The 17643-nt window shown below is 71.5% G+C and carries 25 protein-coding genes; 21 read left to right on the forward strand and 4 right to left on the reverse strand.

The features are described from left to right. Positions 1 to 7: 7 nt before the first annotated feature. Together LPA54_RS24140 and LPA54_RS42935 are read right to left on the reverse strand one after the other, a co-directional pair. On the reverse strand, positions 8 to 202 hold the full coding sequence (locus LPA54_RS24140) for a DUF6011 domain-containing protein (RefSeq protein WP_228981328.1): 195 nt from the start codon (positions 200 to 202) through the stop codon (positions 8 to 10). Between the two features lie 131 nt (positions 203 to 333). Continuing rightward, the gene (locus LPA54_RS42935; protein WP_228981331.1) at positions 334 to 738 is read right to left on the reverse strand and encodes a WYL domain-containing protein; all 405 of its coding nucleotides are present in this window, start codon (positions 736 to 738) and stop codon (positions 334 to 336) included. Between the two features lie 216 nt (positions 739 to 954). Here LPA54_RS42935 and LPA54_RS42940 point away from each other — a divergent pair, with 216 nt between their 5' ends. From LPA54_RS42940 to LPA54_RS24200, 11 genes are all read left to right on the forward strand, one after another. Beyond that, complete coding sequence (locus LPA54_RS42940; protein WP_228981333.1) at positions 955 to 1488, forward strand: hypothetical protein; 534 nt, start codon at positions 955 to 957, stop codon at positions 1486 to 1488. A gap of 83 nt (positions 1489 to 1571) precedes the next feature. Further along, a complete protein-coding gene (locus LPA54_RS24155; protein ID WP_228981336.1) occupies positions 1572 to 2492 on the forward strand; it encodes a Rad52/Rad22 family DNA repair protein in 921 nt (306 codons plus the stop codon). Further along, positions 2492 to 4234, forward strand: a complete 1743-nt coding sequence (locus tag LPA54_RS24160) for a DNA cytosine methyltransferase (RefSeq protein ID WP_228981338.1) — start codon at positions 2492 to 2494, stop codon at positions 4232 to 4234. The genes LPA54_RS24155 and LPA54_RS24160 overlap by 1 nt, the downstream gene beginning before the upstream one ends. 77 nt (positions 4235 to 4311) lie before the next feature. Next, positions 4312 to 5139 (forward strand): hypothetical protein, encoded by an 828-nt coding sequence (locus tag LPA54_RS24165; RefSeq protein ID WP_228981340.1) that lies wholly within the window; start codon positions 4312 to 4314, stop codon positions 5137 to 5139. 46 nt (positions 5140 to 5185) lie between these two features. Continuing rightward, positions 5186 to 5476 carry a hypothetical protein gene (locus LPA54_RS24170; RefSeq protein WP_228981342.1) on the forward strand — a complete coding sequence of 97 codons (291 nt, stop codon included), beginning with the start codon at positions 5186 to 5188 and terminating at the stop codon, positions 5474 to 5476. Beyond that, positions 5473 to 6318 (forward strand): WhiB family transcriptional regulator, encoded by an 846-nt coding sequence (locus LPA54_RS24175; RefSeq protein WP_228981344.1) that lies wholly within the window; start codon positions 5473 to 5475, stop codon positions 6316 to 6318. The genes LPA54_RS24170 and LPA54_RS24175 overlap by 4 nt, the downstream gene beginning before the upstream one ends. Continuing rightward, positions 6315 to 6743, forward strand: a complete 429-nt coding sequence (locus tag LPA54_RS24180) for a hypothetical protein (protein WP_228981345.1) — start codon at positions 6315 to 6317, stop codon at positions 6741 to 6743. The genes LPA54_RS24175 and LPA54_RS24180 overlap by 4 nt, the downstream gene beginning before the upstream one ends. Beyond that, positions 6740 to 7159, forward strand: coding sequence for a hypothetical protein (locus tag LPA54_RS24185; RefSeq protein ID WP_228981347.1), 420 nt, complete (start codon positions 6740 to 6742; stop codon positions 7157 to 7159). The genes LPA54_RS24180 and LPA54_RS24185 overlap by 4 nt, the downstream gene beginning before the upstream one ends. A gap of 947 nt (positions 7160 to 8106) precedes the next feature. Further along, positions 8107 to 9501, forward strand: a complete 1395-nt coding sequence (locus tag LPA54_RS24190; protein WP_228981349.1) for a helix-turn-helix domain-containing protein — start codon at positions 8107 to 8109, stop codon at positions 9499 to 9501. A 12-nt stretch (positions 9502 to 9513) separates the two neighbouring features. Next, positions 9514 to 10326: a DciA family protein gene (locus tag LPA54_RS24195; protein WP_228981351.1), complete on the forward strand. Its 813-nt coding sequence runs from the start codon at positions 9514 to 9516 to the stop codon at positions 10324 to 10326. Beyond that, positions 10323 to 10772 carry a DUF2493 domain-containing protein gene (locus LPA54_RS24200; RefSeq protein WP_228981352.1) on the forward strand — a complete coding sequence of 150 codons (450 nt, stop codon included), beginning with the start codon at positions 10323 to 10325 and terminating at the stop codon, positions 10770 to 10772. The genes LPA54_RS24195 and LPA54_RS24200 overlap by 4 nt, the downstream gene beginning before the upstream one ends. Positions 10773 to 10914: 142 nt before the next feature. Here the strand turns inward: LPA54_RS24200 and LPA54_RS24205 are convergent, their stop codons facing one another. Continuing rightward, positions 10915 to 11835: a hypothetical protein gene (locus LPA54_RS24205; protein ID WP_228981354.1), complete on the reverse strand. Its 921-nt coding sequence runs from the start codon at positions 11833 to 11835 to the stop codon at positions 10915 to 10917. Continuing rightward, positions 11832 to 12977, reverse strand: coding sequence for a ParA family protein (locus LPA54_RS24210; RefSeq protein WP_228981356.1), 1146 nt, complete (start codon positions 12975 to 12977; stop codon positions 11832 to 11834). The genes LPA54_RS24205 and LPA54_RS24210 overlap by 4 nt, the downstream gene beginning before the upstream one ends. Positions 12978 to 13469: 492 nt before the next feature. Here LPA54_RS24210 and LPA54_RS24215 point away from each other — a divergent pair, with 492 nt between their 5' ends. The 10 genes from LPA54_RS24215 to LPA54_RS42470 all read left to right on the forward strand — a co-directional run bounded on the left by LPA54_RS24215 (position 13470) and on the right by LPA54_RS42470 (position 17643). Next, complete coding sequence (locus LPA54_RS24215; protein WP_228981358.1) at positions 13470 to 13793, forward strand: hypothetical protein; 324 nt, start codon at positions 13470 to 13472, stop codon at positions 13791 to 13793. Positions 13794 to 13999: 206 nt separating this feature from the next. Next, positions 14000 to 14545: a hypothetical protein gene (locus LPA54_RS24220; RefSeq protein WP_228981360.1), complete on the forward strand. Its 546-nt coding sequence runs from the start codon at positions 14000 to 14002 to the stop codon at positions 14543 to 14545. A gap of 143 nt (positions 14546 to 14688) precedes the next feature. Then, positions 14689 to 14916: a hypothetical protein gene (locus LPA54_RS24225; protein WP_228981361.1), complete on the forward strand. Its 228-nt coding sequence runs from the start codon at positions 14689 to 14691 to the stop codon at positions 14914 to 14916. A 159-nt stretch (positions 14917 to 15075) separates the two neighbouring features. Then, on the forward strand, positions 15076 to 15429 hold the full coding sequence (locus LPA54_RS24230; protein ID WP_228981364.1) for a hypothetical protein: 354 nt from the start codon (positions 15076 to 15078) through the stop codon (positions 15427 to 15429). Positions 15430 to 15521: 92 nt separating this feature from the next. Beyond that, the gene (locus LPA54_RS24235; protein ID WP_228981366.1) at positions 15522 to 15968 is read left to right on the forward strand and encodes a hypothetical protein; all 447 of its coding nucleotides are present in this window, start codon (positions 15522 to 15524) and stop codon (positions 15966 to 15968) included. 23 nt (positions 15969 to 15991) lie between these two features. Continuing rightward, positions 15992 to 16294: a hypothetical protein gene (locus LPA54_RS24240; protein WP_228981368.1), complete on the forward strand. Its 303-nt coding sequence runs from the start codon at positions 15992 to 15994 to the stop codon at positions 16292 to 16294. After that, a complete protein-coding gene (locus LPA54_RS24245; RefSeq protein ID WP_228981370.1) occupies positions 16291 to 16782 on the forward strand; it encodes a hypothetical protein in 492 nt (163 codons plus the stop codon). Before LPA54_RS24240 ends, LPA54_RS24245 begins: the two co-directional genes overlap by 4 nt. After that, entirely contained in the window at positions 16779 to 17009 is a 231-nt protein-coding gene (locus tag LPA54_RS24250) for a hypothetical protein (protein WP_228981372.1), read from the forward strand. Before LPA54_RS24245 ends, LPA54_RS24250 begins: the two co-directional genes overlap by 4 nt. Further along, the gene (locus LPA54_RS24255; protein WP_228981373.1) at positions 17006 to 17164 is read left to right on the forward strand and encodes a hypothetical protein; all 159 of its coding nucleotides are present in this window, start codon (positions 17006 to 17008) and stop codon (positions 17162 to 17164) included. The genes LPA54_RS24250 and LPA54_RS24255 overlap by 4 nt, the downstream gene beginning before the upstream one ends. After that, entirely contained in the window at positions 17161 to 17643 is a 483-nt protein-coding gene (locus tag LPA54_RS42470; RefSeq protein WP_267487553.1) for a hypothetical protein, read from the forward strand. Before LPA54_RS24255 ends, LPA54_RS42470 begins: the two co-directional genes overlap by 4 nt.

A 17643-nucleotide genomic window follows, 5' to 3' on the forward strand; every position in this document is an offset into this window, starting at 1 on the left:
TGGTCTCCTACAGGCCGGGTATCGGCTCCTGGTCGACGTGGTGCCGGTCGTGGGTGATGCGGGCGTCGGGGTCGCACTCGGGGCCGAGGCGCCGGCGGCGGGACTCCGGGTCGGTCAGCTCCCGCCGGCACTTCCGGCAGCGGACGCGGGCGCGCGGGGTGGGCGGCAGGTCGGCGAGGACGTGCTGTTCTGGGCGGGCCATGTGCCTAGTCTCCACGGGGGGCTGGCGCGGTGGCGAGACGATTCGTTACGCTGCGCGTGCGCGATGCGTGTGAACCTTTCAGGCCACCACCCGGGTAACGGGGTGGTGGCCTTCGTCGTTGGTGGGCGCGGTCAGGCGGCGAGGGTGCTGGTGCGGTGGATGTGGCGGGCGCGGAAGGCGGCGGTGATGACGTCGCGGTTGAGCTCGTAGGCGATGAGGGCGGCGGCGCTGCGGGTGGGGGCGGGGGGCATCGGGGTCTTGGGGGTGGGGCGGTCGAGGATGAAGGCGATGCGGTGGAGGGTGTAGGAGACGATCCGGGTGAGGTCGAAGGTGCGCTCGTCGCCGCGCAGTCGGCACATGGCGCGGACGCGGCGGCCGCCGGTGGTGGTGGTCTCGATGCTGTGGGGCTCGATGGTGCGGATGGTCTGGTCGCCGTGCTCGTCGAGGTAGGTGATGGTGACGGCGTGGCGTCGGTCGATGGCGCGGTGGAGGTCGGTGGCCGTGGCGGTGGTGGTCTGGCGGTTGGTGTGCTTCACGGTGTCCCCCTGGTGTGCGGTGTGCTTCCACCCTACCCATACCTTCTTGCGTACGCAAGAGTTTATGCGTAGGGTGGGACCCACCAGAACCGGACGCGTCCGCCGCCACGATGGCGTACGCAAGAAGCTATGGAGGACACTGGCGTGGCCAACACCCCCACGCGCCCCCCGACCGCCCGCAGGTCCCGGAGGCGCCCGCCGAAAGGACCACGTCCCGTGCCCAGCACGACGAACGCCGACCTCAAGCTCCGCGACGACCTGACCGCCGCCTCCACCAAGCTCCGCCAGGTCGGCTCCCCCGACCTCGCCGCGGCCGTCGACAAGGTCCTCGCCCCCGGCGGCTGGGGCTCCCTGCGCCGCTCCGAAGCCGCCGCCGGCACCTCGGGCGCCGCCCTGCCCCCCAACGTCTCCATCCCGATGTTCACCACCGACCGCGACACCGCGAAGCGGCTGGCCGAACAGGCCGGCGACCCCCTCACCGGCGTCCTGGAGCGGGGCCTGGCCGACTTCGTCGCCGGCACCTTCGAGCCGCGCGTCGCCCGCGCCACCCGCGGCTCCGGCGCCGCCCAGGCCACCTCGCTGCTGAACCTGCGCCCCGACCCCGAGCTGATGGCCCGCGTCCGGGAACGGATCGCCGAGCTCAACGAGGCCGGCCGCAGCCCCAAGCTCAGCGTCTCCAACGTCGCCCGGGCCGTCATCGAACACCGCTTCCAGCTGGGCCAGTACAAGCCCGCGGACAAGGCGCAGTAGCGCCGGCCGACGGGCCCGGGGGCCGGACGCCGACAACCAGCCCCCCGCCCCGTCCCGCGTGAAAACCACATAGGAGAGACCTCATGGCCACCGCCATCGAGGCCCCCGCCAGCACGACGGCGGAGGGCCCCACCTCGCACACCCTGAACCAGGCCGCCCGCTTCACCGCTCCCCAGCTGCGTCTGCTGCACCGTGGCGTCGACCCCAAGCGGATCGGCCAGGACGACAAGGGCTTCTCGCACATGGAAGCCTGGGACATCAAGCGCTATCTCCTGCGGGTCTTCGGCTTCGCCGGATACGACACGGAGAACCGCGAGCTCAGCATCGTCCGTGAGATCGAGATCCCACAAGGTGGCAGGTCTCGGTGGACTGTGGTGTATCGCGCTCAGGTACGGCTGACCGTGAAGGACGTCCACGGTAACGAGTTGGGGCACTGGGACGGCGAGGCCGCCGGCGGAGCGACGAACCTTCCGTCGCTGGCCGATGCCCACGACATGGCCATGAAGACGGCCTCGTCCCAGGCCCTGAAGAGGGCCGCGACGAACCTGGGCGACCAGTTCGGCCTGTCCCTGTACAACGACGGCTCTCCGCAGCCTGTCGTGCAGTTCTCGGCGGCGCACCCACCGACGGAGTGGGAGGCGTCGAAGGTCCCCGAGCTGAACGACCCTCCCGTAAGGGGAGAGCCCACCCTCACGGCGGACAGCGCCACGGACATCCAGGGCCGGAGGGACGACGGCGTCCCCACCCAGACCGCGTCGGCCCCGCAGCGGTCGTCGCAGCAGCTGGTGCTCGCCGAGTTCCAGCGCAAGGTCCATCGCGGGTGGAACAGCCTCACGGCCATGGAGCAGAGCCTGGCCGAGGCCCGTACCAAGGCCCTGCTCGACGAGGTGGTCCCGGTCGGGGCCGACAGCGTGCCGACCCGCCTCGGAGACCTCCTCCAGACCCGCATCGACCAGCTCAAGGCGACCGCGGGCGACGGATCCCACGGAAGGAGTGCCGCCTGATGTACTGCCACGACAACGACGCGCTGACGGTCATGGACTGGTTCTGCGGGGCCGGGGGGTCCTCGCAGGGCGCGCACGCCATCCCCGGGGTCCGGGTGGAGCGCGCGGCGAACCACTGGGAGCGGGCGATCGAGTCGCACGCCGCGAACTTCCCCGAGGTCGACCACTACCGCGGCGACATCCGGGAGGCCCCGGTCGAGCGGTGGCCCGTCACCGACATCTTCTGGGCGTCGCCCGAGTGCCCGCAGTGGTCGAACGCGCGCGGGAAGAAGCGCGACTTCGCCACGAGCCAGCAGGGCGACCTGTTCGACGACGCCTTCTCCCCGCCGGAGGAGGTCGAGCGGTCCCGCGCGCTCATGGAGGAGGTGCCCATGTACCTGCGCGGGGTGCAGCAGCGCGGCGGGCTGGTGAAGGCCGGCGTGGTGGAGAACGTCATCGACGTCCGGGCCTGGGACCAGTGGGACCGGTGGCTGGGCGAGATCAGGAAGCTCGGCTACTACACCCGCGTGATCGCCCTGAACAGCATGCACGCCGACCCGCGCGCGGTGCACCGGGCGCCGCAGTCCCGCGACCGGCTCTACGTCGCCTACTGGCACCGCTCCCTGAACCGGACGCCGGACTGGGAGAAGTGGCTGCGGCCGCGCGCCTGGTGCCCGACGTGCGACGCGTGGGTGCAGGCGGTGCAGTCGTTCAAGCAGCCCGGCCGGGACATGGGCCGCTACCGGCAGCAGTACGTGTACCGCTGCCCCAACGCGAAGTGCCGCAACGCCGTCATCGAGCCGGAGGTCCTCCCGGCCGCCGTCGCGATCGACTGGACCATCCCCGGGCAGCGGATCGGGGACCGGGCCAAGCCGCTCGCCGACAAGACCCTCGCGCGGATCCAGGCCGGCCTGGACAAGTTCGCCCGCCCCATCACCACACAAAGCACCACGCCGACCAAGGCGCTGGCCTGCGAGCCGTTCATGGTGCCCGCCGGCGGCACCTGGCGGAACGACCCGTCTCCGGTGGGGGAGCCGATGGCGTGCCGTACGACGCGGGAGAACGACGGCCTGGCCATACCGCCCCTGCTGATCCCGGTCGAGGGCCGCGACGGGAAGGAGCCGGCTTCCGCCAACGCCCCGCTGCGGACCCAGACCGCCCGCAACGAGACCGGCCTGGCCTGGCTGCCGTTCATGGTGACCATGCGCGGCGGCGGGGACCAGAAGCGCGGCCGGTCCCTCGCCGAGGCCCTGGGCACCGTCTCCGCGAACGGCAACCACCACGGCCTGGTCACCCCGGACATCCCGGCGATGGTGATGCGGAACAACGGGTCCAAGGGCAACGGCGGCGAGCACTGCACGACCGCCGGGGAACCGCTGCGGACCCTGACCACCGCCGGCCACCAGTCGCTCGTCACCTGGGAGCACCTGCTGGTGCCGTACTACGGCAACGGCATCGCCCGCACCGTGGCCGAACCGGTCGGCACCCTGTCCACCCGTGACCGCTACGCCCTGGTCAAGGGCAGCGTCGACATCGACGACGTCCGCTTCCGGATGCTGGAACCCCACGAGATCGGCCGGGCCATGTCCTTCGCCGACCAGTACATCGTGATCGGCAGCAAGCGCGAGAAAGTCCGCCAGTACGGCAACGCCGTCACCCCGAACGCCGCCGAGGTCATCCTCTGCGCGCTCGTCGAGGCCATCACCGGCGAGGAACTCGACCGCTACGCCCCCGACGTACGCACCGCGGCCCTGGCCGCCTGAACCACCGGCTCTGCGCTCCATCCACCGCGGCGGCGTCATGCCCGGGCGCCGCCGCCCACACCCACCAGGAGAACGCGATGACCGCCACCGCCCCCATCACCACCGACAGCAGCGGCCCCTCCGCCGCCGTCGTCGACGTCACCCCCGACCTCGCCCGCCTCTGGCTGCGCGACAACACGCACAACCGCAAGCTGCGCGAGCGGGCCGTCAACGACTACGCCCGGGACATGGCCGCCGGCCACTGGGCCCTCAACGGCGAGGCGATCAAGTTCGCCACCGACGGCACCGTCCTCGACGGGCAGCACCGCCTGCACGCCGTCGTCAAGGCCGGCGTCACCGTCTCCATGCTCGTCGTCACCGGGCTCCCCCCGAGCGCGCAGGACACCATGGACTCCGGCCGCAAGCGCACCACCGGCGACGTCATGGGCCTGCGCAACGAGGCCAACGCGCCCACCCTGGCCGCGATCCTGCGCCGGGTGTGGCTGTGGAACCAGGGCAACCACCGCCTCAAGGGCCGCGAGACCCCCACCACCGCCGAGTGCGCCGCCCTCCTCGCCGCCCACCCGGAGCTGCGCCGGTCGGCGGAGATCGCCACCAGGGTCCGCAACGTCTTCCCGCACATCCCGCAGTCCGTCCTCGGAACCGCGCACCACCTGTTCAACACCATCGACCCCGACCTCACCGCGGTGTTCTTCCAGCGGCTCGCGGACGGAGCCGAGCTGCCGCTGGGCCACCCGATCCTCGCCCTGCGCGCCCGCGTCACCTCCGAGCGCCTCGACAACGTGCGCATGTCGGAGGACCGCCACCTCGCCTACCTGATCCGCACCTGGAACGCGGTGCGCGACGGCCGGGACCTCGGCCGGCTGGTCCACAACTCCAGCTCGCCGATGCCGACCCCGAAGTAACCGGCCCCCCTTGCCCCGGGGCCTCGACGTCGAAGGAGGCCCCGCCATGGGGACCACCCTGCTCTACCTCTCCCTTCCGCTCGCCGTCCTGGCGCTGCACCTGTACATCGCGTTCCTGATCATCTGCGCCCGCCGGGCCCGCGACCGGCTACGCGACGACCGCCGCCGGACGGCCGCGGCCCGGCTCACCGCCGCAGCCGTCCGCCGCGACACCACCGCGCTCGCCGCCCACCTCCGCCACGGCCAGGACGCCGAGCGCGCCGTCCTGGCCGCCGCCGAGCACATCGTCGACACCGCCTACGCCACGCACACCGCACAGGAAGGGGGACACCCGTGACCACCCCGGCCGCCGCCGCCCGCACCCTCACCGAGCACCCGCACTACCGCTACCGCGGCTGCCAGCCCGACCCCGACCAGCCCACCCGCGCCGCCGGCGACCCCGACCTGACCGTCAACGCCTGGCTGCCGCACACCGGCGACGGCCAGGAGAACCAGGCCGAACGCCACGCCCGCGAGCGCGCCGCGATCACCGTGTGCGGCTACTGCCCCGTCCGCGCCGCGTGCCGCGCCTACGCCAACACCCTCACCGACGAGGGCCTCCTCGCCGAGCCGGAGGGCATCTGGGGCGGGGAGCTCGCCCTGGAACGCCACCGCGCGCTCATCGCCGCCCGCACCGCCGCCGCACCGGCGCCGCAGCCCGCCCCGGTCACCGCCGAGCGGCTCGCCGAGGCCCGCACCCCGGCCAAGCGGACCGTGCTGCGGGCCCTGGCCCGCCACACCGACCCCGAACTCGTCGCCATCGCCGCGCGCATGGACCTGCGCACCGCGAACTGGCACCGCTCCGCCCTCGTCTCCCTGCTGGGCCTGGACAAGGAGACCACCACCCGCGAGCAGCTCCTCGCCGCGGCGGTGGCGCACGGGCTGCTGCCCGACACGGTGCGGATCGTGCCCGACGGCCGCTGGCCCCTGGTCGCCGCCCCCACCACCGACGGCGCCCGGCAGCGGCGCCTGGCCCCCGACATGCCCATCCAGCTCACCATCCCGGGCCTGCCGCACTACCCCCGCCGCCCGCCCGCCCCCGCCCCGCGCCGTCCGGCCGTCGTACGGCGGCTGCGGGTCGTCCCGGCGCCGACCGTCCCCCTCGCCCTTCCCCACCGCGCTCTGGAGCCCGCCGCATGACCACCACCCCCGACACCACCCCGGCCCCGGCCCCGCGCGCGGCCGCCGACCCGACCGCCACCGTCGACCAGGCGCTCGCCGACCGCTGCACCACCCACGGCGCCTACCTCGCCGGCCTCATCGCCGCCGGCATGCTCGACACCGCCGCCCGCCCCGACCGCCTCCCCGAACTCCTCTTCCCCGACGCCGACCCCGCCCTCGTCCGCGCCATATGGGACACCGCCCTGCCCGTCGGCTACCACGCCGGACTCATCGCCGGCCAACCCCAGTGGACCCCCCACACCCTCGACCGCGCCCGCGAGCACCTCGCCCGCGCCGGGTACGCCGCCATGGCCCACCTCACCGCCCGCTCCGCCAACACCCACCGCCCCGCCGCACCCCACCCGGCCGACACCACCACCTACCGGCCCGGGGGACGCCCGTGACCACCCCCCACCGCCGGCGCGGCCGCCCCACCGCCTTCGACGACACCACCCGCCGCGCCTTCCTCGACGCCGTCACCGCCGGCATGCCCCTCGGCCAGGCCGTCCAGCACGTCGGCATCAACCCCGGCCTGCCCAGCCGCCACGCCCGCACCGACCCCGACTTCGCCCAGCAGCTCACAGACGCCAAGGCCGCCGGCCGCGCCGCCCGCCTCGCCGACGCCCCGCACGACGAGAGCCGCTACACCAACCACGGCTGCCGCTGCGACACCTGCCGCACCGCGGCGACCGCCGCCCGCACCGGCCGCCGCCACACCACCGACAGCAGCGGCAACGCCCCGCCGGGGCCGACCCTCATCACCCTCCCCACCACGCCCGGGAGTTCCCCTACTGCTTTCTCGCTGGCCAGAGCGTCTTGAACTTCGACGGGCCCGGGCAGCTGCCTCCCTTATTTTTGACAAATTTCTATAGGACACGGGAGGGGGTTCGTACGGACGTCCGATGACCTGGCTATCTGACGGCAAGTCGGCTGATCCGACACGTTTCGCACGGGAGGAGACAAGCGGTGAGGCCAACCGATAGGCTGCGCCTGGCGCCAGACGACCACTCACTCGAGGTCGGTCGCCAAGCGCGCCGACACAAGCGGGAAAAGGTGAAGGCCCCGCTGAGTTCCTGCCGTTTTCGCGGGCGGCAGGAGCGGGGCCGTTGCCGGACACCCACTCTGCGACAAGTGGTGCCGACGTGGTCGGCGCCTAGGCACTAGGACGATTGGACACCGACGTGGTGAAGCGTACCCGCACTTCGCGGAGCGCGGACAGTGGGACTGCACACTCCGGCCGGGACATCACCCCTGCGCCGTCGAGCATGAGCCCCGCCGCGACGACCCCCACGACGCGATGAGCCCGGCCGGCGGACACACCGCCGCCCGCAGCACCCTCGCGCCCGCCGCCGGCAACACGCCCCGGCCCGGCACCTATACCGCGGTATACGCCCCCCGGACCGGCTCCGGCCGCACGCCGTATTACGGCGTAATACGCAGCGGCCTCACCGACCACCCGCGCGCAGCACGCTGCCGCGGGCTTCTGCCCGTTCGCACACCTGGAGATCGTTTGACGTAGCTCGAATCGCGGCGGGAGGTCTCCCGCTCCCCTGCCAGGGAGCGCTTCCTCTACCGCCTGGCCGCTTCGTCCGTTCGGTGGTGCCACCCACCGGCGGCCTTCACGGCCTCGTACCACGACCCGGCCTGCCAGCCGAGTCAAGGCCCATCGGGTGCCACCCCGAGGGCATTTCAGGTTCGCCCAGAACCAGCACCCACCAGAGCGGGGCTTTTTCGTGCCTGCTCACGTAAGAGAAGGACGGGTACATAGTGCAGCACAGCACGCCGTCTTGTCAGCTTTCGCGCGCCCGCGTGGGCGTTTCGTCCTCAAATTCACTGCTCTCGGGTGACATCCGGTGCCGCGAAACCGCACTTCGGGTGGCACCGGAACACCAGTGGCTCGCCACCACCACGGGCCGGATCGCCACAGATCCGTACTCGTGGATGCAGGCCGTGCACTGGGTCGGTGGCTCCGGGCTGTACATCCCGACCCAGAAGCACGGCCCGAAGTGGGGGCCGACCACGGTCCTCATCGCTCAGGAGATTTCCGCGTTGGGGGAGTGCCGGCCGAGCGTCGGGTACCTGGCGCGCAAACTCGGCCTGTCAGAGCGGACGGTGAAGTACCACCTGGCGATCCTGCGGGAGTCCGGGCTGCTGGTGTACCGCAGCAAGGGCACCCGCATCCAGGGCCAGGTCCGTCAGGCTTCCGTGTACGAGCGGGTCGTGCCGGTGGAGTTTGACCACGCTCTGGGCATTCGCACGAAGGTACGCGACGACGACGCTCCGGCGTACACGCGGGTGCCGGTGGGGATCGCCGAAGCTGGCCGGAAGGCCGTCGGGAAGCTGGCGAAGAAGGCCGCTCGCAAGATGAGCCGGACGCGGACATCCCGGACTCGTTCGCGAGACGAACGTTGCACCCCAATGCAGGTTGGTACCTCAGCTCTCTCTACTACCGGTACTTCCAGCCTTCCCTCTGAGAGCAAGCTCGCCAGCGGGGAGAGCCAGTCCCCCACCCCGAAGAAGTCCACCCGCGGGCCGAAGAAGGTCAACCGGGTCGGCCGCCGCTACCAGGTCGCCGGCGAACTCATCTCCTCGGTGCCCTGGCTGGGGCGCGCCTCCCGGGCGCGTGTGGCCTGGATCGTCCGGCACGTAGCTGATGCCGGATGGACCGCAGTGGAGATCCGGGCCGTCGCCGAAGCCGTTCCCCTGGTCGCTGCCGAGGTCCGCCGCCCGTCGGGGATGCTTGCCCACCGGCTCAAGGGCGCTCACGAGCTGTTCACCACCGTCGAGCGTCGCCGGACCGCGGTGCTGGCGTGGCAGGAGTCCCGCGCCGCCGAGCGGGCCCGCCACCACGGCTTCGACGATGTTCAGCAGCAGCCGACCCGGCGGTCGGTGCAGCGGCTCGTCAACGACGCGTGCGTCCAGGTTGCCGTCGGTACGGCCAGCCAAGTCGTCGAGTACGCCGCTGGCGATGCCGGCGACCTCGAGGGCCTGGACCCGACCACGGTCCTGCAGATGCGCGCTGCCGCCGAGGCTGACCACGCCCTGATCCACGCCGCCCTACAGGTCATGGGTGAGCGAGACACCCGCCGCCTGTACACCAACCGGCTCGTCGACCTCGCCCTCAAGACCGCCGCCCAACAGCTCACCCACGCCGCTTTCTGACAGGAGGAACCCATGCCCGACAGCCAGCAGCACACAGGCGCGGACCTCGCTCGCCAGGCCCTCAACGCCTACAGGTCCAAGGCCGCCAACCTCCCCGCGGGCCCCGTCCGCAAGCCCCGGCCCCGAGTCCGCGCCACCGATCGAGGCAGCGGCCGAGACCCCGTCGGCTTCGGCACGGTCCTCACCCAGATCGGCGCCGAACAGGGCTGGACCACCGGACTCGACGGCGGGGGAATCCTCGACCGGTGGGAAGAACTCTGCCCCAGCGCCCTCCTCGGCCACGTGCAGCCCGTCGCCTTCGACCCCGACAAGGGCCGGCTCGACCTCCGCCCCCTCTCTGACGCGTACGCCGCGCAGCTGCGGCTCCTCGGCGGCCAGCTCGCCAAGCACATCAACGACGGCCACGGTCGGCAGTCGGTGCGCACCATCCGCGTCCTGCCGGTCGGCGCCGTCACCTCGGCGGTCGCGTCCCCGAGCGCGCCGAACGCCCCCCGAGACGCGGCGGACGTTCCGGTTCGAACCCGCGAGAACGCCTCCCCGGGCTACCGGCTGGCACTTGCCGCCGCTCTGGCACACAAGCCCGACCACAGCACCCTCCTGGACGAGCGGATCCGTGCCGCGGTCGAGGCTTCCGACCGATGGCTCGCCGACCCCGCCAACCGGCAGCCCAAAGACGCCTTCCCCGACGCCGGCGCCGCGCAGGAGCGGGCAGCCGCAGCAGTCGGCCCGGCACCGGGAAGTCTTGAGGCCAGCATCCAAGCAGCGCTGCGCTACAAGCACTCCCACAACGGCCGGGAGCCGCAGCGCCTCTTCCAGGCGTCGTGACCGTCCTCACCGACCACGCGCGGATCCTGGTCACCGGCTCACGGACCTGGACCGACTGGGGCCTCCTCGACACGGTCCTGATGGACACCTGGCACGACGCCGTCCAAGACGGCTACCCAGGCATCCACCTCACCCACGGGGCCTGCCCGGACGGGGCGGACAGCATGGTCGGTGCCTGGGCTGTCGAGCACCACGTCCCCCAGGACCCGCACCCGGCCGACTGGACCGCCCCCTGCCCGCTCCACTGCGCACCCGGGCACCGGCGCCGCCGCCGGGACGGCACCGATTACTGCCCGACTGCCGGGCCCCGCCGCAACCAGCACATGGTCGACCTGCGGCCGCTCCTGGTCATCGCCTTCCATCACGCCAGGTCGTCCGGCACGGCGGACTGCATGCGCCGCGCTGAGAGCGCTGGAATCCCCGTCCGCCGCATTACGGGCGCCTGACCGGTCGCCTCGCCCTCGCCGTCCTGGCGGTCAGCGTGACGGGCCCGGCAGGTGGTGACCATTGGTCACCACCTTCACGTCAGAATGACCAAAAGGTGGTGACCAATGGTCACCACCTTTTGGAGGGGCGGGCGAGCGAGTCCTACTCCGCTGCGACGCCCAGGCTCTGCATGAACTCCTCGATGCCCGCCTTCAACGCTTCGGCCTCACGGGTTGCCAGGTGCGGGTCCTTCTCGGCGAGCTTCCGCAGACGTTCCACTATCCGACTGGCCTCCGAGGGCTGTGCAGCGGCAGCCGGGCGGTTGTCAGGGCCAGGGGCAGCGGGAGTGACGTCCTTCGGGGCGGCGAACCCGAGGAAGTTCGCCGCCTCCTCGAGGGACTTCTCCGTGACGCTCCCCTGCCTGCTCGCTTCGACCCAGACAGCCCGCACGGCATCCCGACCGTGCTTGTCCAGTACCGGCACCAGCACGCGCAGGGGCCGTTCCTTCAGCTCCTGCGTCGTCAGGTCCTCCACTGCCTGCGCCACACCCAGGGAGCGGATGATGTTGTTCGCCTGGTGCTTCTTGAACCCGAACCGCTCAAGGACGAGGTCCCCGAAGGTGTCATGGCCGCTGGTCTTGTGCAGCTCCTCCTCCTTGATGGCCCGGAGCCGCAAGCCGAGACCGATCAGCCGCTGCTGCTCCGCGCGCTCGTGGTTCGCCCGGGCTGCGTACTGCACGGCCAGGATGCCGCGGCTGTAGAACTCCAGCCGCTCTCCCGGGTCCACGGACGTCGGCTCGACGAACTCCGGCATCGGCAGGTAGCCGGTGGCCGTCGCCCGCGATGCGACAGCACTCTCGACTGCCGGCTGGCTCGCGGTGTCGGCCGGAGCCGGTTGCGGGATGACAGCGACGGGAGCCGGGGACGCAGCGGCCGGCGCAGCGGCCTGTCCTGCCGCCGCTTCACGCTGGCGCTGCTGCTGCTCCTCTTCCCAAGCACGCAGTTGTTCTTCCCTCACCGAGTCGACGCCGCCTCCGGCGCCTCCTACGACGGGGATCGGCGGGGGAACCTTCCGTGAGCTCATGCCGCCAGCTCCTTCGCCAAGGTCCGCATGATGTGGGCCTGCTCGGAGTCGGGTGCGTACTCCAGGAGCGGCACCTGGTAGTCCGACGACTCACGGCCTTCGATGGTGTCCTTCAGTGTCGCCAGGACGCCGGGAGTCGTGAGCTCGTTCCAGCCCTCGTAGAAGCTGCGGGTCACGACACCCTTTCGAGCGTCGTAGGCGTTGACGACGAACCCGAGCTGGTCGACGACAGCACCGGTCATCCGCATGTGGGCGTTGATCTGGTCGCAGAGGAGGCTGTACGCGTCGAAGGAAGCTCGGTCGGACCAGACGGGCATCAGGATGCCGGAGTGGTCGATCAGCTCACCCGGACGGCGCTGGGCGTAGTTGATCGCGAGGTCCATGGCCAGACCGAGGTTCGGGGGCCCGTCCAGGATGATGACGTCGTAGCTGTCCTCGATGGGCGCCAGGGCCCGGGCGAGGCAGGTATCGCGGCCGACTTGCAGCGTGGCGAGCTTCACGTCGGTGAGGAAGGCGTCCCGGTGAGCGGGCAGCACGTGCAGCCGACCGCCGAACCGCTCGTGGGGGAGAGCCACGAGCGACCGGGCCAGGTGCTTTTTCCCTTCACCCAGCATGTGGGTGAGGAGGCTGTCCGCGCCTTCGGGAAGACCGGGGATCTGGAGCCTGCTGGTGAGGTGGGCCTGGGGGTCGTAGTCGACGAGCAGGACGTTCAAGCCCGCTTCGGCCATGGCCTGGGCAAGGCCGGAGGCAACGAAGGTCTTGCCGACGCCCCCCTTCTGGTTTCCGACCAGGATCCGCTTCACCGGCTGGGCGACGAGCCGCTGCTTCGGGGAAGGGTGCACCTCGAGCCAGGACGTGAGGGCCTGGGCCATGCCCTGCACCTTGGTGATGCCGCGACGGTCGCATTCGGTGGTGAACCGCTCCGGGCCGCCGGCGGGGAGGAAGACACCCCACGACTTGGCGCCGTAGGTCTTCACCTCGTGAGAGGTCGGCGTGTCGTACCACTGGTTCAGGGCCGAGGTGACTGCATCCTGCATGTTCAGCCCGTGCTCCGCCGCGCGGATCCGTAGATCCCTCCGCAGCTCGGGTGACAGGTTGACGAGCAACTTTTCGCGTGCCTCGTCGATCTTCTGGTCGGTCATGGCGAGCAAATTACCAGTCCCGTGTCCGTTCAGGGGCGTCCAGCCTTACGGATATGACCCGATTGCCGCAACGGCTCCGGCGGACGCTGGATCTGACAGTTCATCGGATCAAGGGGCCAGGGGCGATGCCGCTTACGCAGCGGGGAGGAACGGGCAACATCTACCGGCATGGCGGGACGGCGGTCTACAATCACCGTCATCTGACGGGCGTGCCCGTGAGGTCTCAGCCCCCGTCGGGCGGGTCGTTGTCGGCTACACCGTCCCCTTCCGCGCGGGGGTTCGTCATGTCCACTGCGGCCGAACTCGGCTGCAAGGGCTTGCCGGAAGCGTTCAAGCTGTGCCCAAAACTAAGCGTCTACTTACCTATCGGGCGCCGCGTGGTGCACAGTGACACACGCAGGGGGGCTGACTGGCAGCAGTCCCCTCCGCGGTCCGGCACCCGACCAGGCCGGCCCGTGCCCTTCCCAGCTGCCGGAGGAGCGGAGACGCCCCATGCTCGCAGAACCGGCGCGAACCCCCGGGCCCGTCGATGGTGACGGGCGCGTCATCCCCTTTTCGCCCCGCCACCTTCCACCGGCCGACACCCCGGCTGCGGACGAACGGCTCGTCGCGCTGACCGAGACGGTCGAGGCGATGTTCATCGCCCACGGCATGACCCTGAGCGATCCACGCGTCGCCGATGCCTTCCGCGTCTCTCTCGACGTCGCCCTCCTCATGGTCGACGGAGCGGCCCACGAACAGGTCATCGGCGGGGAGGCGCACACCCTGCTGCGCGGCGTCATGGAGAACGTCCGGCTGACACCGATCCGCCTCTGAACGCATATGCCAAGGGACTTACCGGACACAGGGGGATGACTCACCTTCGGTCTTCACACAATCCGTTCAACTTCAGCCACTCCTATGTCACGATGAGGCGTCCGGAATGACCCGGAGTAACACTCTCCGGCCGCCGGCGCGCGCCCCGGCTCCCCCGTGTCCCGCTCCGCGCCATCGGCGGCCGCACGGCGAACGGGGAAACGCTGATGAGCACCGGAGACGACTCCACCGCAGCACGCCAGCTGCGCCTGCTGCAGAACGAGTACGTCCAGCCCGGCCGCCAGGGGGCCCCCACGCCGCGGCCCCGCCAGGCCGACTCGAGCCCCCCCTGTCGCCTCGGGATCGTGGAGCTCATACAAGCCAGTTTCCGTGAGGTGCGAGACACGGTGCGCGCCGACGTGCCGGACGCCGCGCCGCCGCCGGACCGCGCTGACGGTGTCTACGCATGGGCCATCGATCAGACTGCGCACCTGAAGCCGGAACGGCAGCTCGCGCACGCGGCGATGGTCTACCGCCAGTCCCTCGAGCACGCCATCGCGATGCGGGACTTCGCCGTGATCCGCCAGCACCCCTGCCCGGCATGCGGAACCTGGGGGCTGTTCTGGGAGCCGGCCTCGCGCCAGGTGGTGTGCGTCAACCACTACTGCACCGATGACCAGGGCAAGTCCCGGTCGTGGCCGCTGCGGTACCTGGCGCACCGGCACGTCGCCGCGGAAGCCGCTCGAAAAAACCGGAACGTGAGCGCAACCTGACAGGTAGTTGAGGTGTCTACTAGATACCGAAGCAGCACCCTGCCGTTCACCACCACTCTGCGGGGCCTCTGAGGTCCCGCGCACACCCGCTATATCGGCCGCCGGAGCTGCGAACTGTGGCCGTCGATCACCGGGAGGCCGCCGTGTCCGTCGAGTTCGTCGCTCCGTACTCCGTGGCGAGCGACTACGTCACCTACAAGGAAGCCGTCGACCTGCTGGCTGAGACCCCTCACCCGGTCTCGGAGAGCACCGTGCGGCGCTGGGTCCGCCTCGAGGGCCTGCCGGTCGAGCGCGTCGAGCGCGTCGACTACGTCGCCTTCAGTGACCTGCTGGTCGTCCACGCCGAGAAGGTCGCCGGCCGCGACCTGTAGCCACCACCACCCACCGGCCCCCGCCTGACGAGGCGGGGGCTTTCGCGTTCCCCCACCTCATAACCTCTTGCGCACGCACGAAGATATAGCTTATGGTGGTGGAGCCGACAACGACCCGCCCACCAGGGCGAGATCGACCCCATCACCACGAGGTCCGCCATGACCATCACCGTGATCCCGCACGCCCGCACCCAGACCCCCACCGCCGACTACGCCACCCTCACCCTCGCCCAGCAGGACCTCTTCGACATGGCGATGACCCGCGCCGACAACACCGTCAGCGCCGCCGAGTACAACGCGATGATGCAGATCGCCGCCCACGCCGCCGGGTTCGACATCGCCCCCGACGGCGAGATCGCCCGCTGCGCCTGCCCCCACTGCGACGGCGCCTGCACCCGCATCTTCAACACCGCCCTCCCGGACCTGCGCACCGTCGAGACCACCGAGTACAACCTCCCGCGTCTCCAGTGCCCCACCTGCGCGGACCACCACCCCGCCCCCCACGAGGACTAGCCAAGCCCCCCGGCGCCGGGTCGAGCAGCAACTCCCCGGCGCCGGGTGAACAACCCCTCCCACCCGCCGCACCGCCGTCCCGGGAGACACCCATGTCCCAGACCGGATCCACCCTGCGCGCCGCCCGCCAACTCCTCCTCCACTACGGCCTCACCGACGCCGACCACCCCCACTACGCCAGCATCGACGGCCGCCTCACCCCCCAAGCCGCGATCTACCGCGCCGCCACCGGCACCCTCCCGCCCGAGTTCCTCACCGACCCCGACAAGGCCCGCCACCTCCTGCGGCACAACCCCCGCACCTGGGACTGCATCCGCTGGGTCTCCGTGGTCCTGCACACCGAGCCCGGCACCGACACCGCCACCGGCCAGCCCGACCTGATCAGCCACATCGACAACTGGTGCGCCGACCCTGACCCCTTCACCGGACGCCGCCCCACCCTCCACCACGTCGTGGACCTCCTCCACTTCGCCGCCACCACCGCCGACACCCTCACCGACACCGCCCCCGCCATCCCCGCCCCGCGCACCGCCGCCTGACACCGCGAAGGAGAACCCCGGCCATGACCACGATGACCATCGCCCCCGCCACCACCGGACCCGACGACGCCTCCGAGTACGCCGCCGGCCGCGCCGACGCCTACGACGACTCCCACACCCTCACCACCCCCCAGCTCCAGGCCCGCGCCGCCCAGTACACCGAGCACGCCACCCTCCCGCGCGCCATGGGCTACGTCGACCGCGTCCTGGAGATCCGCTGGGAGGACGCCGCCGTCACCGCCGCCGAGACCGAGCTCGCCCACACCGACCTCGCCGCCACCTGGGCCCCCGTCCGGCCGGACTACCTCTCCAGGAGCTCCCGGTGACCGAACCGCTCATCGCCCGTTGGGACCGGGGAGTCACCACCCCCGACGACCCGACCGAAGAATCCCTCGTCCAGTGCATGGGCATCGACGGCCGCCCCGTCGCCCTCTTCCTCAACCAGGAGCACCGCGAAGCCCTCGGCCTGCTCCTCGTCGACCCCGACGGTGAAGTCGACCGCCTCCGCGCGCAGCTGCACGAGTGCCGGCACCGGTACCTCACCGACAGCGCCGCCATGCAGCGGAGGATCGAAGAGCTCGAAGCCGCAGCCACGCCCCCGGTCACGCAGGCGGCGTACGAAGTCCTCGCCGAACGCTCCACCCCGTGGATCGGCGACAGCGAGCCACCCGCCGGCCGCTGCGGCCGAGCCCTGGGGACCAGCCAGTCCTGCCCGGACCACCCGACGTCCCGGGAGGACCGGTACGTGTCGCCGCTGCACAGCGACTACCGCACGCCGCACGACCTGCCGCCCGCCCCGGGGGTGACCGCATGAGCACCGCACGCCTCGCCGTCCTGCGCACCGCCATCCGCACCCAGCCCGGCGAGTGGACCACCCACCGCGTGCTCCGCCTCTACGCCAAGCACGGCCTGCGCGTCCCCTTCCGAGGCACCGCCCGCCGCGACCTCGCCCAGGCCACCCGCGAAGGACTCCTCACCCTCGACGACACCGACCCCGACCGGCGAGTCTTCCGCGCCACCCGACACCTCACCTGCCCGTGACCGCGCCCGCCGTCATCGCCCTCGCCCTCGGCATCGTCGCCGCCGCCCTGGTCGTGCTCTCCCAGCACGGCCTCGGCACCCGCACCACCCACACCCGGACGGAGGACCCCATGCCGAACACGGACACCCTCGAACACCCCGAGGCGCACCCGTGAGCCGGCCCTGCCCCACCCCCTACAAGGGCCGCTTCCCCAGCGTTCAGGACGCCGAGTTCCAGCGCACCGCCGACGGCATCCGCTACGGAACCCCCCTCTACACCTACCAGTGCACCTGCGGCGCCTGGCACCTCACCAGCGACGACAAGCGAGACCTCCCCGCCTACGAGCCCCCCGACACCGCCGTCGTCGCCCACCTCCGCGCCCTGCCCATGACCCAGTTCATCGACGTCGTCGACGCCGACGCCAAGGCCCGCGCCCCCCTCGCCGAACGCCTCGCCCTGCGCCACCCCGACCTCCTCACCCGCTGGCACCACGCCCTCAAGGCCCTCCGCCTCGACATCAACCGCCAGCTCACCAACCACGCCGCCAGCCCCGAATGGCGCACCCGCGCCGAGGGCTACCGCGACGTCCTCACCGGCCTCCTCACCGAGTGCCAGACCCACCGCGCCCACAAGACCCGCACCCGCGCCGCCTGA

Source organism: Streptomyces sp. DH12 (assembly GCF_020873895.1).
Classification (GTDB): domain Bacteria; phylum Actinomycetota; class Actinomycetes; order Streptomycetales; family Streptomycetaceae; genus Streptomyces.

Bases quoted from the DNA above. Each gene is read 5' to 3' on its own strand.
- LPA54_RS24160 (WP_228981338.1), top strand. From the start codon at position 2,492: ATGTACTGCCACGACAACGACGCGCTGACGGTCATGGACTGGTTCTGC.
- LPA54_RS24235 (WP_228981366.1), top strand. From the start codon at position 15,522: ATGTCCCAGACCGGATCCACCCTGCGCGCCGCCCGCCAACTCCTCCTC.
- LPA54_RS24215 (WP_228981358.1), top strand. From the start codon at position 13,470: ATGCTCGCAGAACCGGCGCGAACCCCCGGGCCCGTCGATGGTGACGGG.
- LPA54_RS24155 (WP_228981336.1), top strand. From the start codon at position 1,572: ATGGCCACCGCCATCGAGGCCCCCGCCAGCACGACGGCGGAGGGCCCC.
- LPA54_RS24240 (WP_228981368.1), top strand. From the start codon at position 15,992: ATGACCACGATGACCATCGCCCCCGCCACCACCGGACCCGACGACGCC.
- LPA54_RS24220 (WP_228981360.1), top strand. From the start codon at position 14,000: ATGAGCACCGGAGACGACTCCACCGCAGCACGCCAGCTGCGCCTGCTG.
- LPA54_RS24210 (WP_228981356.1), bottom strand. From the start codon at position 12,977: ATGACCGACCAGAAGATCGACGAGGCACGCGAAAAGTTGCTCGTCAAC.
- LPA54_RS24250 (WP_228981372.1), top strand. From the start codon at position 16,779: ATGAGCACCGCACGCCTCGCCGTCCTGCGCACCGCCATCCGCACCCAG.
- LPA54_RS24170 (WP_228981342.1), top strand. From the start codon at position 5,186: ATGGGGACCACCCTGCTCTACCTCTCCCTTCCGCTCGCCGTCCTGGCG.
- LPA54_RS24140 (WP_228981328.1), bottom strand. From the start codon at position 202: ATGGCCCGCCCAGAACAGCACGTCCTCGCCGACCTGCCGCCCACCCCG.
- LPA54_RS24205 (WP_228981354.1), bottom strand. From the start codon at position 11,835: ATGAGCTCACGGAAGGTTCCCCCGCCGATCCCCGTCGTAGGAGGCGCC.
- LPA54_RS24165 (WP_228981340.1), top strand. From the start codon at position 4,312: ATGACCGCCACCGCCCCCATCACCACCGACAGCAGCGGCCCCTCCGCC.
- LPA54_RS24230 (WP_228981364.1), top strand. From the start codon at position 15,076: ATGACCATCACCGTGATCCCGCACGCCCGCACCCAGACCCCCACCGCC.
- LPA54_RS24195 (WP_228981351.1), top strand. From the start codon at position 9,514: ATGCCCGACAGCCAGCAGCACACAGGCGCGGACCTCGCTCGCCAGGCC.
- LPA54_RS24180 (WP_228981345.1), top strand. From the start codon at position 6,315: ATGACCACCACCCCCGACACCACCCCGGCCCCGGCCCCGCGCGCGGCC.